Annotated in this window: 12 protein-coding genes; 9 read left to right on the top strand and 3 right to left on the bottom strand. The window is 62.6% G+C overall.

Annotated elements, in window-relative coordinates; translation table 11 throughout:
• Positions 1 to 11 precede the first annotated feature (11 nt).
• On the top strand, positions 12 to 743 hold the full coding sequence (locus ACW4TB_RS03300; RefSeq protein WP_279932018.1) for a Crp/Fnr family transcriptional regulator: 732 nt from the start codon (positions 12 to 14) through the stop codon (positions 741 to 743).
• A 141-nt stretch (positions 744 to 884) separates the two neighbouring features.
• Positions 885 to 1151, top strand: a complete 267-nt coding sequence (locus tag ACW4TB_RS03295; protein WP_279932020.1) for a hypothetical protein — start codon at positions 885 to 887, stop codon at positions 1149 to 1151.
• 109 nt (positions 1152 to 1260) lie between these two features.
• Here ACW4TB_RS03295 and ACW4TB_RS03290 read toward each other — a convergent pair whose 3' ends face one another.
• On the bottom strand, positions 1261 to 1512 hold the full coding sequence (locus ACW4TB_RS03290; RefSeq protein ID WP_012314019.1) for a hypothetical protein: 252 nt from the start codon (positions 1510 to 1512) through the stop codon (positions 1261 to 1263).
• Positions 1513 to 1841: 329 nt separating this feature from the next.
• On the opposite strand from ACW4TB_RS03290, the gene ACW4TB_RS03285 reads away from it, so the two are divergent.
• Positions 1842 to 3068: an MFS transporter gene (locus ACW4TB_RS03285; protein ID WP_012314018.1), complete on the top strand. Its 1227-nt coding sequence runs from the start codon at positions 1842 to 1844 to the stop codon at positions 3066 to 3068.
• Positions 3069 to 3157: 89 nt separating this feature from the next.
• The gene (locus ACW4TB_RS03280; protein ID WP_279932024.1) at positions 3158 to 4075 is read left to right on the top strand and encodes a pyridoxal-phosphate dependent enzyme; all 918 of its coding nucleotides are present in this window, start codon (positions 3158 to 3160) and stop codon (positions 4073 to 4075) included.
• Positions 4076 to 4126: 51 nt separating this feature from the next.
• On the opposite strand, the gene ACW4TB_RS03275 is transcribed toward ACW4TB_RS03280, so the two are convergent.
• A complete protein-coding gene (locus ACW4TB_RS03275; RefSeq protein ID WP_254467592.1) occupies positions 4127 to 4585 on the bottom strand; it encodes a metallophosphoesterase family protein in 459 nt (152 codons plus the stop codon).
• A gap of 236 nt (positions 4586 to 4821) precedes the next feature.
• Here ACW4TB_RS03275 and ACW4TB_RS03270 point away from each other — a divergent pair, with 236 nt between their 5' ends.
• Both ACW4TB_RS03270 and ACW4TB_RS03265 read left to right on the top strand, forming a co-directional pair.
• Positions 4822 to 5919 (top strand): carboxynorspermidine decarboxylase, encoded by a 1098-nt coding sequence (locus tag ACW4TB_RS03270; RefSeq protein ID WP_012314015.1) that lies wholly within the window; start codon positions 4822 to 4824, stop codon positions 5917 to 5919.
• Positions 5920 to 5951: 32 nt separating this feature from the next.
• On the top strand, positions 5952 to 7196 hold the full coding sequence (locus ACW4TB_RS03265) for a saccharopine dehydrogenase family protein (protein ID WP_039602482.1): 1245 nt from the start codon (positions 5952 to 5954) through the stop codon (positions 7194 to 7196).
• 219 nt (positions 7197 to 7415) lie between these two features.
• Here ACW4TB_RS03265 and ACW4TB_RS03260 read toward each other — a convergent pair whose 3' ends face one another.
• Positions 7416 to 8462, bottom strand: a complete 1047-nt coding sequence (locus ACW4TB_RS03260; protein ID WP_279932028.1) for a class I SAM-dependent methyltransferase — start codon at positions 8460 to 8462, stop codon at positions 7416 to 7418.
• 231 nt (positions 8463 to 8693) lie between these two features.
• On the opposite strand from ACW4TB_RS03260, the gene ACW4TB_RS03255 reads away from it, so the two are divergent.
• The 3 genes from ACW4TB_RS03255 (at position 8694) to ACW4TB_RS03245 (ending at position 13082) form a co-directional block, all read left to right on the top strand.
• Complete coding sequence (locus tag ACW4TB_RS03255) at positions 8694 to 9914, top strand: putative DNA modification/repair radical SAM protein (protein ID WP_012314012.1); 1221 nt, start codon at positions 8694 to 8696, stop codon at positions 9912 to 9914.
• Positions 9915 to 10025: 111 nt separating this feature from the next.
• Positions 10026 to 10748 carry a TIGR03915 family putative DNA repair protein gene (locus tag ACW4TB_RS03250; protein WP_455842895.1) on the top strand — a complete coding sequence of 241 codons (723 nt, stop codon included), beginning with the start codon at positions 10026 to 10028 and terminating at the stop codon, positions 10746 to 10748.
• 165 nt (positions 10749 to 10913) lie between these two features.
• The gene (locus tag ACW4TB_RS03245) at positions 10914 to 13082 is read left to right on the top strand and encodes a TonB-dependent siderophore receptor (RefSeq protein WP_279932031.1); all 2169 of its coding nucleotides are present in this window, start codon (positions 10914 to 10916) and stop codon (positions 13080 to 13082) included.
• Positions 13083 to 13139: the final 57 nt, after the last annotated feature.

The following is a 13139-nucleotide window of genomic DNA, read 5'->3' as shown; positions in this document are numbered from 1 at the left end:
TGGTCCCGCGCATGCAATCGGTGCCAGATCCGCAACACAATTACCTGCTGGCCGCCCTCTCCGAGCAGGTCCTGGGCCGCCTGGAGCCACACCTGGAACGGGTGGACCTGGCGTTGGGCCAAGCGCTCTACGAATCCGGTGATACCTTGCGTCATGTCTACTTTCCTGTCGATGCGATCGTTTCACTGTTGTACGTCATGGAAAACGGCGCCTCTGCCGAGATCTCGGTGGTGGGCAATGAAGGGCTGGTCGGCATCGCCGTGTTCATGGGTGGTGAAAGCACTCCCAGCCGTGCGATCGTGCAAAGCGCAGGGCATGGCTATCGCCTGCCAGGCCAGCAGCTCAAGGACGAATTCAATCGCCATGGCGAGCTGATGATGCTGATGCTGCGCTACACCCAGGCCCTGATTACCCAGATGGCGCAGACGGCGGTCTGCAACCGCCATCACTCCATCGACCAGCAACTTTGCCGCTGGCTGCTGCTGTCGCTGGACCGCCTGCCGGGCGACCAGCTGCGCATGACCCAGGAGCTGATCGCCAACATGCTGGGCGTGCGTCGCGAGGGGGTGACCGATGCCGCTGGCAAGCTGCAGCGGCTAGGTGTGATCGAGTACAACCGCGGCCATATCCGGGTACTGGACAGGGTACGCCTGGAGCAGCTGAGCTGCGAATGCTACGCCGTGGTGAAGAAGGAGACCGAACGGCTGCTGCCCTACCTTCCTCCGGCGCCCACCGCCGTTTAGCGCCCGGAGCAGGCGCCCCCGGGAAAACAGGCTAAGCTCGGGTCTGCGAGCCACACCAGTGCTCGGCACAGCTTTGCATGTCCATCGTCGCTCGGGCGATCCACACCGACGGGCCGTTAAACGCTCAAAGAGGGTGCAGCAATGGCGACAATCGAGACAACAGCGCTCGCTCAGGGGCTGCAGCAGGTGGAAAACAGCTGGCAGGCTTATCTCGCCTCGCAAAAGCGCGCACAGGGGCTGACGGGCAAGCAACTCAGCTCAGCACTGAAGGCCTGTACCCGCAATTACATCAGGTTCCAGAACCAGAGCCAGCAGTTCTACGCGGAAGTACGCAAGCGCGTGGGGGATGCAGAAAAGCTGGAGCTGGATCGGATGCTTTACCCTCACCACTTCACCGACAAACACTGAGACACCTGCAGACCGGACGCCTGGCTGTGGGAACCTGCGCAGCAGGCGCCGGTGTGAATCAGTCAGCCAGCCAGAAACCCGGGGGCGCCTTGCCCCCTGGGCGGCGTAATCACGGCTTCATCTTTTGCCATGGCTGATAGCTGTACCGTTCAGCTTCAGAGGCCCTGGACGGGTCCGGGCGACCCGAACCTCTTTCGCTCTCCTTGCGCACCTGCTCATCCACAGAGTCATCGCGGTCTTGTGCTTTGGAGCGCTCGTCCTGCTCACTGTCCTCGTCGTCTTCCCCGGTTGGCCAGTCTGCGTCCTCATGGGGTTTGGCACCTGGGGCATCGTTATCCGTGAAGCGCTTGCCAGTGGTCATACGCACCTCTCAACGCCCAGAAGTCCTGGGCTGTTTCGAGTGTGCGCCTTCCTGTCCGGGAACAGGGTTATATCGGACCGATTGCGCTTGGGGGCAACGTCAATCGGCGCACCGCAGCCCCGTAAGGGCAAATGCGTCCGACATGCGCAGTGTAAGCTGCATTGCGTCACAGGCCGCTGCCCAGCCAGGGTCCGACATCAATCGCACTGATGATCACTATCGAAAGACCCGCCTGTCGGCGTGGCAGACAGGCCCCGTATACTCCTCCCCGAATTCTCCCCGCTCCACGCGCCTGCTCAAGGCGACATTCCCCTCTGGAACCCCGCACCATGTCAAATAGCAGCCCGGCCCCTGGTGGCCTCCCCGAACACAGTCAGCAAAGCGTCAAACAGCAGTGGCTGGCGATACTCTCGGTTGCCGTGGGTGCCTTCGCTTTGGTGACCAGCGAGTTTCTGCCGGTAGGCGTATTGAACGATGTCGCCAGTGACCTGGGCATCAGTGCAGGCCACGCCGGCCTGATGGTCACCCTGCCCGGTATCATGGCCGCCCTCGCCGCGCCCTTGCTGTCGGTGGGCATCGGTGCCCTGGACCGGCGCTACCTGCTGATCGGCCTGACGCTGATCATGATCATTGCCAATGCGGTGGTGGCCTACGCCAGCGACTTCAACTTGCTGCTGTTCGGCCGCGTGCTGCTGGGCATCAGCATCGGCGGGTTCTGGGCTACCGCCATTGCCCTCAGCGGCCGCCTGGCACCCAAGGGGGTGGGCGTTGCCCAGGCCACCTCGATCATCATGGTCGGTGTGACCTTGGCAACCGTGCTGGGTGTGCCGGTAGGCACCTGGCTCAGTGGCCTGCTGGGCTGGCGCATGACTTTTCTGGTCACCGCCCTGGTAGGCGTACCGGTGCTGCTGGCGCAGATCCTGCTGCTGCCGCGGCTCAACCCGGACAAGGCCATCCGCATCAGTGACCTGCCGGCGCTGTTCATCAACCCACAAGCGCGGGTGGGCCTGATTGCGGTATTGCTGATTGGCCTGGCGCATTTTGCCGCGTACACCTACGTCGCGCCCTTCTTCAAACAGAATTCCGGTTTCGATGGGCCGACCATCGGTTCGCTGTTGCTGCTGTATGGCGTGGCCGGGGTGATGGGCAATATCTTTGCCGGTTTCGCCGCCAACCAAAGCGTGCGTCACACCCTGTTGCTGGTCGCGTTGATGATCGGCATCAGCACCGCCCTGTTCCCCCATTTCGCCACCGGCATGACTGGCGCGGCGATGCTGATCGCACTCTGGGGCTTCGCCTTCGGCGCCTTCCCGGCCTGTGCCAGTATCTGGATGTTTGTGGTAGCGCCCAAGGATGTCGAACGAGGCATGCCACTGTTCGTCGCCATGTTCCAGGTGATCATCGCGCTGGGCTCGTTCTTCGGCGGGCAGATCGTCGACCAGATGGGCAGCTCGGTGCTGCTGAGTCTGGCCACGGCACTGGTGGGCTGCGGGTTCGTCACGGTGCTGGTGCTGGGGCGCAGCGTCAGCAATAGCGCTGTGGCTGAGGCTTGCTGACAGGCAGGGTGCAATCACCACAAATTCAACGACATACAACTGGCATCCCGCGTTACCATTGACCCCTACCCGAAGCATGGAGCTACGCGATGACCCTGCATATCCACACCCCTCTGATCGAATCCCGCCCGCTGTCGCTGGCCGCTGGCCGCTCGATCTGGCTCAAGCTCGACGCGCTTCAGCCCTGTGGCTCGTTCAAGCTGCGTGGGGTGGGCCATGCCTGCGAAGTGCACCATGCCCGGGGCGCCCGCCACTTCGTGTCCTCGTCCGGTGGCAATGCCGGCTTGGCGGTAGCCTACGCCGGGCGCCAGCTGGGTGTGCCGGTCACGGTGGTAGTGCCTGAAACCACCACCGATCGCGCCAAGGAACTGTTGCACCAGGAGGGTGCCAAGGTGGTGGTGCATGGCAGCTCGTGGCAGGAGGCCAACGCGTTGGCGCAAACACTGGTCGGGCCGGACGATGCCTTCATTCACCCCTTCGATGACCCACTGCTGTGGGCCGGGCATGCCAGCCTGGTGGATGAAGTTGCGGCAACCGGGTACAAGCCCGATGCGGTGGTGCTGTCGGTGGGCGGCGGTGGCCTGCTCAGTGGCGTGGTCGAAGGGCTCAAGCGCAACGGCTGGAGCGATGTCCCTGTGCTGGCGGTGGAAACCGACGGGGCAGCCTCGCTGCACGCGGCGGTGCAGGCAGGTCACCCGGTAGAGCTGGAGCGCCTCACATCGGTGGCGACCTCGCTGGGCGCCAAGCGTGTTGCCGACCAGGCCCTGGCGTGCGTGAAGGAGCATCCGGTGCACAGTGTTCTGGTAAGTGATCGCGCCGCGCTTGAGGCGTGCGAGCGGTTCCTGGCGGATCATAGGGTGCTGGTGGAGCCTGCCTGTGGGGCGGCGTTGGCGCTGGCTTATGAGGCCGCGAAGCTGGACGGTTACCAGAATGTGCTGGTGGTCGTTTGTGGGGGGGCTACGGCCACGCTGAAACAGATTCAGGAGTGGTTGAAGCAGGTTGCCTGAGGTTCCCTTCGCCGCCCTGATCGCCGGCAGGCCAGCGATCAGGGCGTAGCATCACTCAAGCAATTGAATGATGCGCGGCGCCAGGTGCTCCCCCTCAATGTCAATGACCGCCACCGTCACCGGCAACTTGAACCGCCGCGGCCCGGCACTCCCGGGGTTCAGGAACAACCGCCCTTGCCGCCAGTCGATCAATGGCTTGTGCGAATGCCCGGTGATCACCACACGCACCGCCTCATCCAGTTCGGCCGGCACATCGGCAATGTCGTGCACCAGCAGTGTCTGCCACCCCTCCATGTCGAAGCGTCGCTGATCGGCCAATCGAACTGCCCATGGCAGCTTCAGGTCGTTGTTGCCGCGCACCACCTGCACGGGTGCCAACGCCTGGAGTACCTCAATGATTTCAGGCTTGCCGATATCACCGGCATGCACGATCAGTTCGCAACCGGCCAGCGCATCAAGCGCCTCGGGCCGCAGCAAGCCGTGGGTGTCGGAGATAACGCCAGTTTTCATTCATGGCTCCTGTGCCGGTCTGTTCTGTTACAGCTACTCATCGGATTCTCCTTCAAATGCGCAGCCGGTGATTAGGATGGTCATACGAGCCTGTTCCAATGAGCTCGCCGCAATCGGAAAAATTCCGGCCTATCGGCAACGACCTCGACGAAATGCATATCTCGCCCTTTCGGTATGCAGCAAGTGAAGGCACAATGCGTGTCCTTTTTTTGGCCGGCCTGGCCGGGGGCCTTTAAATGATCAAGACGCCGTATTACCTCATCGATAAAACCAAGCTGCTGAGCAACATGGAGAAGATCGCCTACGTGCGCGAACACTCCGGTGCCAAGGCACTGCTTGCCCTCAAGTGCTTCGCCACCTGGTCGGTCTTCGACCTGATGCAGCAGTACATGGACGGCACCACGTCCTCGTCGCTGTACGAGCTCAAGCTCGGCCGCCAGAAGTTCGCCGGCGAGACCCACGCCTACAGCGTGGCCTGGGCCGACGACGAGGTCGAGGAAATGCTCGAGAACTGCGACAAGATCATCTTCAACTCGATCGGCCAGCTGCAGCGCTTCGCCGAGAAGTCCGAAGGCAAGGTCCGCGGCCTGCGCGTCAACCCGCAGGTGAGCAGCTCCGACTACCTGCTGGCCGACCCGGCCCGCCCGTTCAGCCGCCTCGGTGAATGGGACCCGGAGAAGATCGAGAAGGTCATTTCGCAGATTTCCGGCTTCATGTTCCACAACAACTGCGAGAACGGTGACTTCGGCCTGTTCGACAAGATGCTGACGCACATCGAAGAGCGCTTCGGCCACCTGCTGCACAAGGTCGAGTGGGTCAGCCTGGGTGGCGGCATTCACTTCACCGGTGAAGACTATGCAGTCGATGCGTTCTGCGCGCGCCTGAAAGCCTTCTCGCAGACGTATGGCGTGCAGGTCTACCTGGAGCCGGGCGAAGCGGCCATCACCAACAGCGCCTCGCTGGAAGTCACCGTGCTCGACACCCTGTACAACGGCAAGAACCTGGCCGTGGTCGACAGCTCGATCGAAGCACACCTGCTCGACCTGCTGATCTACCGGCTGAACGCCAAGATGGCCCCCAACGATGGCGAGCACACCTACATGGTCTGCGGCAAATCGTGCCTGGCCGGCGACATCTTCGGCGAGTACCAATTCGATCGTCCGCTGGCCATCGGCGATCGCCTGTCGTTCATCGACACGGCGGGTTACACCATGGTCAAGAAAAACTGGTTCAACGGTTTGAAGATGCCATCCATCGCGGTCAAGCAGCTCGACGGCAGCGTCGAAGTGGTGCGCGAGTTCGGTTTCGAAGACTACGTTTCCAGCCTGTCGTAAGGCCGGCTATCAAGTAAGGAGCAAGGGATAAATTGAAGAAGAACGTTCTTATCATTGGTGCAGGAGGTGTCGCCAAGGTGGTGGCCCACAAGTGCGCGCAGCATAACGACGAACTCGGTCGTATTGCCATTGCGTCGCGGAACATCTCCAAATGCCAGGCCATCATCGACAGCGTCAAGGCCAAGGGTAGCCTCAAGGTACCCGCCGACATCCAGGCCTTCTCGCTCAACGCCCTCGATGTCGAGGCAACCAAGGCACTGATCCGCGAGACTGAATCGCAGATCGTGATCAACGTGGGCTCCGCCTTCCTCAACATGTCGGTGCTGCGTGCCTGCATCGATACCGGTGTCGCCTACCTGGACACCGCGATCCACGAAGAACCGGGCAAGATTTGCGAGACGCCGCCCTGGTATGGCAACTACGAGTGGAAACACCTCGAAGAATGCCAAGAGAAGAACATCACCGCCATTCTCGGCGTCGGTTTCGACCCGGGTGTGGTGAACAGCTACGCAAAACTGGCGCAGCAACAGTATTTCGACAGCATTGACTCGATCGATATTCTCGACGTCAATGCTGGGTCCCACGGCAAGTACTTCGCCACCAACTTCGACCCGGAAATCAACTTCCGCGAGTTCACCGGGCAAGTATGGAGCTGGCAGAACAGCCAGTGGACCAGCAACACCATGTTTGAGGTCAAGCGTACCGACGACCTGCCGGTCGTGGGTTCGCAGAACCTGTACCTGACCGGTCACGACGAGGTCCACTCGATCTCGAAGAACCTGAACGTGCCGAACGTGCGCTTCTGGATGAGCTTCGGCGAGCACTACATCAATGTGTTCACCGTGCTGAAGAACCTTGGCCTGCTTTCCGAGCAACCGGTCAAGACCGCTGAAGGCCTGGAAGTGGTGCCGCTCAAAGTGGTCAAGGCCGTGCTGCCTGACCCGGCTTCGCTTGCCCCGGGCTACACCGGCAAGACCTGCATCGGTGACCTGGTAAAGGGCACCAAGGATGGTCAGCCGCGTGAAGTGTTCATCTACAACGTGGCCGACCACGAAGAGGCCTACGCTGAGACCGACAGCCAGGGTATCTCCTACACCGCCGGTGTACCGCCGGTGGCTGCGGCCCTGCTGGTTGCCCGCGGCGAGTGGGATGCCAAGCGCATGGTCAACGTCGAGGAGCTGCCAGCCGAGCCGTTCCTCAAGGCGCTGGATGTCATGGGCCTGCCGACCCGCGTGAAAGATGAAAAAGGCGATCGTCCTTGGGACGCTGAAGCCTAAGCAGCAAGAGAAGGGGCGCCAACAGGGCGCCCCTTCTTTTTGTCTGCACCGGCCTCATCGCCGGCAAGCCGGCTCCCACAGGCTAACCACTGCTCTGAAGGGCAGTGGTGTGTCTGCCACCTCACTCAAGCCCGGTGGTGTGCCTGCCACTGCTCTCAAGGCCAGTGGTGTTCCTGTGGGAGCCGGCTTGCCGGCGATGAGGCCAGCATAGATCTACGCCTACTTCCTGGCTTCCAGTATCAGGTTGAACGGTGTCTGTGTCGCCCGCCGGAACTGCGTGAACCCCGCCTCCTCGAACACCGCCCGCAAGCGCGCCTCCCCGGCCTGTGCGCCGAGCCCCAGCCCAACCTCCTGAGACAGCGAATTCGGTGTACAGATAAACGTCGACGCGGCATAGAACAGGCGACCGACCGGCGTCAGGTTGCCGTCCAGCGTGTCCTCGGCATAGGGCTCAACCAGCATCACCGTGCCACCGGGCTTCAACGCCTGGTAGGCATGCCGTGCAGCGCCAACGGGGTCGCCCATGTCGTGCAGGCAATCGAAGAAGCACACCAGATCATGATCGCTGCCCGGATAATCCTTGGCCGAAGCCTGCTGGAAACTCACCTGCGGGGTCAAACCGGCCTCACTGGCGCGTTCGCGGGCCGTGCTGATGGACGGCGCATGGTAGTCATAGCCGATAAAGGTCGATGCTGGAAACGCCTGGGCCATGACCAGCGTCGAAGCGCCATGCCCGCAACCGACATCCGCGACCTTGGCGCCGGCCTGCAGCTTGGCCATCACTCCGTCAAGCGCCGGCAGCCAGTCGGCCACCAGGAAGGTGCGATAGCCGGGCCGGAAGAAACGCTCGGTACCGCTGAACATGCAGGGGTGATGGTCGCCCCAGGCCAGCCCGCCATCACCGCGCATGGCAGCCACCAGCTTGTCCTTGTCGTGGAACAGCGCGGCCACCACCGCCGCGCCACCCGCCATATAGGCCGGTGAGTCCTCCAGCGCCAGTGCCATGGCCTGCTCCTCGGGCAGCACGAACCTGCCCTGCTCATGGACCATATAGCCGGACGCGGCCTGGGCGTTGAGCCATTCGCGCACCAGCCGTGGGTGGCAGCCGGTCCGTGCCGCTAGCTCCTCGGGGGTGATCGGCTGACTATCGGCCATGGCCCGGTACAAACCCAGTTCGTCGCCGAGTATCACATTGGCCAGGGTCGCCGCAGCGCCCATGTCACCCACCAGCTTGCCCATGAAATCATGAAGCCTTGCCTCGTCCATGACCTGCCCTCCTCTGCAAGAAGGCCACCGTCAGCGAGGGATGTCCGGTCCGGGGTCGCGGTGGTCGGATTAAGGTGTGAGAGCCCGCCGTGATGGCAACCGCGGCGGGCTGTTTGTAAGTTTAGATGTCCTGACTGAGCGGGTCATAACGTTTGACAGGGCTGCTGCGCCACTTGCATTCAGTCCATTCTCAAAATACTGTATGAATATTCAGTATCACGAGACACCCTCATGCAGCTCATTGCCAAGCTTGGCATCCTCGCCGATGCCGCCAAGTACGACGCGTCCTGTGCCAGCAGTGGCGCGCCCAAACGCAGCTCGCGCGGCAGCAACGGCCTGGGCGCCACCAATGGCATGGGCATCTGCCACAGCTATACACCGGACGGGCGCTGCGTTTCGCTGCTCAAGGTGCTGTTGACCAACTTCTGCCTGTACGACTGCCAATACTGCGTGAATCGCCGCTCCAGCAACGTGCCGCGGGCACGTTTCACGCCCGAGGAGGTGGTGCGCCTGACCCTGGATTTCTACCGGCGCAACTGCATCAGTGGCCTGTTCCTGAGCTCCGGCATCATCCGCTCGGCCGACTACACCATGGAACAGTTGATCCGCGTGGCGCGCCTGCTGCGTGAGGAGCACAACTTCCGGGGTTACATCCACCTCAAGACCATCCCCGACGCCGATCCACTGCTGATCGAGGAAGCCGGGCGCCTGGCCGACCGCCTCAGCGTCAATATCGAACTGCCCACCGATGCCAGCCTCAAGCGCCTGGCCCCGGAAAAACACGCCCATACCATTCGCCAGGCCATGGGCGTCATCCACCAGGGGCAGCAAGCCGTGGCGGGCGAACCGAAAGCACCGCGCTTCACCCCGGCCGGGCAAAGCACCCAGGTCATCGTCGGCGCCGACGCCACTGACGACAGCACACTGCTGCGCAACGCCGAGTCGCTGTACCAGGGTTACGGCCTCAAGCGCGTGTATTACTCAGCTTTCAGCCCGATACCCGACAGCCCCGGCAGCGTGCCGCTGGCAGCCCCACCGCTGCTGCGCGAGCACCGCTTGTACCAGGCAGACTTCCTGTTACGCGGCTATGGCTACAAAGCGGGTGAGTTGCTTGGCCAGGAGGCTAACCTGGCGCTGGACATCGACCCCAAGCTTGCCTGGGCGCTGGCCAACCGTGAGGTGTTCCCACTGGATGTGAACCGTGCCGAGCCCGCGCTGCTGGCACGTATCCCCGGCATCGGCCTGCGCAGTGTGCAGCGGCTGGTGGCGCTGCGCCGGGAACGGCGCGTGCGCTACGACGACCTGATCCAGCTGCGCTGCGTGCTCGACAAGGCCCGGCCATTCATCATCACCAGCGACTACCGCCCAGGCCAGGCGGAGCTGCGCAGCGGCCTGCTGCGCGAGCGCCTGCGTGAACCACAGGCGCCGGTGCAGATGGGGTTGTGGGGGTGATCGCGCTCGACTGTGACGAGCGCTTCAGCACCTGGCGCGACCAGGCCCGCACGCTGCTCGGGCACGGCATCGACCCGGCGCAAGTGACCTGGTCGCAAGGCCCGATCGACGATCTCCTGGCGGTGCCTGCCCCCCCTGCCAGACGGGCCCGGCCCGTTTCGCGCCACGGTACCGGCGGCGCTGTTGAGCCTCTTGGAACAGGCATCGCGCTACCGGGGCGAGCAACGCTGGAACCTGCTGTACGAAGTGCTCTGGCGCGTGGCCCACGGTGACCGCACGGCAATGCTTGCGGGCGACCGCCTGGGCAGTGAACTGCACCGGCGTATCAAGCAGGTCAGCCGTGAAGCACATCACTTGCACGCGTTCGTGCGTTTCGTACCCTTGCCACCAGCACTTGCCGAGCAACTGCAACTGGACCTGGTGGCCTATCACGAGCCGGCCCATGACATTCTGCCCAGTGCCAGCGCGCACTTCGCCGACCGCCTGGGGCGCCAGCGCTGGTTGATCGCCACACCGCAGGACGGTATTCGCTTCGACGGCCAGGGTTTCGATTATCAGCGGCACTGCCCGGACGCCTGGCGGCAGTGGGCCCGCAATGCCGATGACCCGGGTGCCGAGCTGTGGCGGACCTACTACCGCCATACCTTCAACCCCGCCCGCCTCAACCCGGATGCCTTGCGCCTGCACATGCCGGGGCGTTTCTGGCGACATTTGCCCGAAGGCATGCTGATCCCGCAACTGGAAGGGTTGGCGCGCCAAGGCAAGCAACGTGATGGCCAGGCTGCGGAAGTGGCTGTGCAGCAGGGCAAGACGATAAACCGCGCTGAACCCTGATCCCCTCTGCACGAAGCCGCCTGGCCACCGCCACAAATGTGAAAAAAAGGTAAAAATTCCTGCATCCCAATCTTTCAAGGGCAGGCAAATCCTGACAAACTTATTGTTAATCGTTCTCATACACGCTTTCAATAACGTTTAACAATGTACAGGAACCCACCCCCAATGCCGTCGCCACTCGCGCCCTCGCGCCATCTCCCTGCCCGCAACCTGCTCGCCATGGCCGTGTGCATGGCCATCGTCACACCGGCCCTGGCCGAAGACGACCAGCCCACCACGCTGGTGTTGGGCGCCACCGAGATCAGCTCCGATCGGCTGGGCAGCACCACCGAGGGTTCGCAGTCCTACACCACAGGTTCCATGGCCACCGCCACCAAGCTGCCATTGAGCCTGCGTGAAACGCCGCAGGCGGTGACCGTGATTACCCGTCAGCGCATGGACGACCAGGCGATGACCAGCATCAACGACGTGGTCAAGGCCACGCCAGGGCTGTTCCTTGACTATTCCGGCGGTCCAGGTCGGCAAAACTACATCTCGCGTGGCTTTGACATCGACAACCTGATGTACGACGGCATTCCGAGCGGTTACAAGCCGTATACCGTAGGTGCCCAGCCTAACCTGGCCATGTTCGACCGCGTCGAGATCGTCCGCGGTGCGACCGGCCTGATCACCGGCTCCGGCAACCCTTCGGCGGCCATCAACCTGGTACGCAAGCGTCCGCTGGCCGAACAGAAGGTCACCCTGACCGGCGCCGCTGGCAGCTGGGACGACTACCGCGGCGAAATCGATGCCTCCAGCCCGCTCAACGACAGTGGCACACTGCGCGGCCGCGTGGTGACGTCATACCGGGGAGCCAACAGCTACATCGATGATGTCGAAGAAGACCACGGCCTGTTCTATGCAATCACCGAGGCGGATCTGTCCGAAGACACCACACTGACCCTCGGCTTCTCTCACCAGAAAGACCAGACCAACAACTTCTGGGGCGCCATGCCAACCGCCCTGAACGGCCACCACATGGACTTCTCGCGTTCCTACAACCCAGGCAGTGACTGGGAAAACAAGGATCAGGAGATCAACACCGTATTCGCCGAAGTGCAGCAGCGCCTGGCCAATGACTGGAAACTTCAGGTCAACGCCAACTATTCCCAACAGGACGGCACCTTCACCGGCTCCTACCAGTCGCGCTGGGCCGGGCTCAATGAGCCGTTGTCCCGCACCGCTTACCAGTCCAAGCACCAGGAAAACCAGGCCGGCCTTGACGGCTTCGTCAGCGGCCCGTTCCAAGCCTTCGGCCGCACCCATGAGTTGGTGGTGGGCGCCAGCAAGCGCATCTACGACATGGACACACGCAACTACAGCCCATACGACACCAACTGGCCGATCGATGGCGGTAAGCCGAACTTCGTGCACACCAACAACGTACGCGAAGTCACCACCCAGGAGGGCGTGTACATGACCACCCGGCTGAGCCTGGCCGATCCGCTGAAGCTGATCCTGGGCGGCCGCCTGGACTGGTATGACTATGACAACAAGGAAAGTGCCAGCGCCGATTACAAAGTCACGCGCAACGTCACTCGCTACGCGGGCCTGATCTACGACCTGGACGATCATCACTCGGTGTATGTCAGCTACAGCGACATCTTCAACCCGCAGGAGTACAAGGACGCTTCCGGCAGCCCGCTCAAGCCGGTCGAGGGCAAGAACTATGAAATCGGCGTCAAGGGCGAGTACTTCGATGGCGCCCTCAATGCCAGCGTGGCGCTGTTCCGTATCGACCAGGAAAACCGTGGCGTTTCGCAGACCGACCTGGCCGGCTGCAGCGACCCGACCAACTGCTACGTCGCCTCTGGCGAGGTGCGCAGCCAAGGTATCGACATGGAGCTGCAAGGTGCGCTGACCCGCAACTGGCAGGTGGGTGCCGGCTACACTTATGCCCGCGTCCACACCCTGAAGGACGCCGCCAACCCAGGCAACGTCAACCAGCGCTTCGACACCGATACCCCCGAGCACCTGTTCAAGCTGACCACCACCTACCGCTTCGAGGGCCCGCTTGAGAAGCTGCGCATCGGTGGCAACATCTCCTGGCAGAGCCGCATCTACAACGACTTCACCGTTGCCGATGGCAGCGAGTACCGCTTGGTCCAGGGGTCGTACGCGGTCACCGACCTGATGGCCGGCTACCAGGTCAACAAGCACCTCGACCTGCAGCTCAACGCCAACAACGTGTTCGACCGCAAGTACTACTCGGCCGTGGCCACCTCGGTCAACTATGCCGGCGACACCTGGGGCGCGCCGCGCAACATGATGCTGACGGCCAAGTACAGCTTCTGACCTGACGGGTTGCCAGCCTGTACCGGTCGCTTCGCAGCACAACCCGCGAAGACGCCG

The organism is Lelliottia jeotgali (assembly GCF_977070485.1).
The sequence above is the reverse complement of the archived record's forward strand: the minus strand, read 5'-3'. Positions and strand labels throughout refer to the sequence as shown.

Bases quoted from the DNA above. Each gene is read 5' to 3' on its own strand.
- ACW4TB_RS03260 (WP_279932028.1), bottom strand. From the start codon at position 8,462: ATGGACGAGGCAAGGCTTCATGATTTCATGGGCAAGCTGGTGGGTGAC.
- ACW4TB_RS03280 (WP_279932024.1), top strand. From the start codon at position 3,158: ATGACCCTGCATATCCACACCCCTCTGATCGAATCCCGCCCGCTGTCG.
- ACW4TB_RS03255 (WP_012314012.1), top strand. From the start codon at position 8,694: ATGCAGCTCATTGCCAAGCTTGGCATCCTCGCCGATGCCGCCAAGTAC.
- ACW4TB_RS03290 (WP_012314019.1), bottom strand. From the start codon at position 1,512: ATGACCACTGGCAAGCGCTTCACGGATAACGATGCCCCAGGTGCCAAA.
- ACW4TB_RS03295 (WP_279932020.1), top strand. From the start codon at position 885: ATGGCGACAATCGAGACAACAGCGCTCGCTCAGGGGCTGCAGCAGGTG.
- ACW4TB_RS03285 (WP_012314018.1), top strand. From the start codon at position 1,842: ATGTCAAATAGCAGCCCGGCCCCTGGTGGCCTCCCCGAACACAGTCAG.
- ACW4TB_RS03245 (WP_279932031.1), top strand. From the start codon at position 10,914: ATGCCGTCGCCACTCGCGCCCTCGCGCCATCTCCCTGCCCGCAACCTG.
- ACW4TB_RS03275 (WP_254467592.1), bottom strand. From the start codon at position 4,585: ATGAAAACTGGCGTTATCTCCGACACCCACGGCTTGCTGCGGCCCGAG.
- ACW4TB_RS03300 (WP_279932018.1), top strand. From the start codon at position 12: ATGCAATCGGTGCCAGATCCGCAACACAATTACCTGCTGGCCGCCCTC.
- ACW4TB_RS03270 (WP_012314015.1), top strand. From the start codon at position 4,822: ATGATCAAGACGCCGTATTACCTCATCGATAAAACCAAGCTGCTGAGC.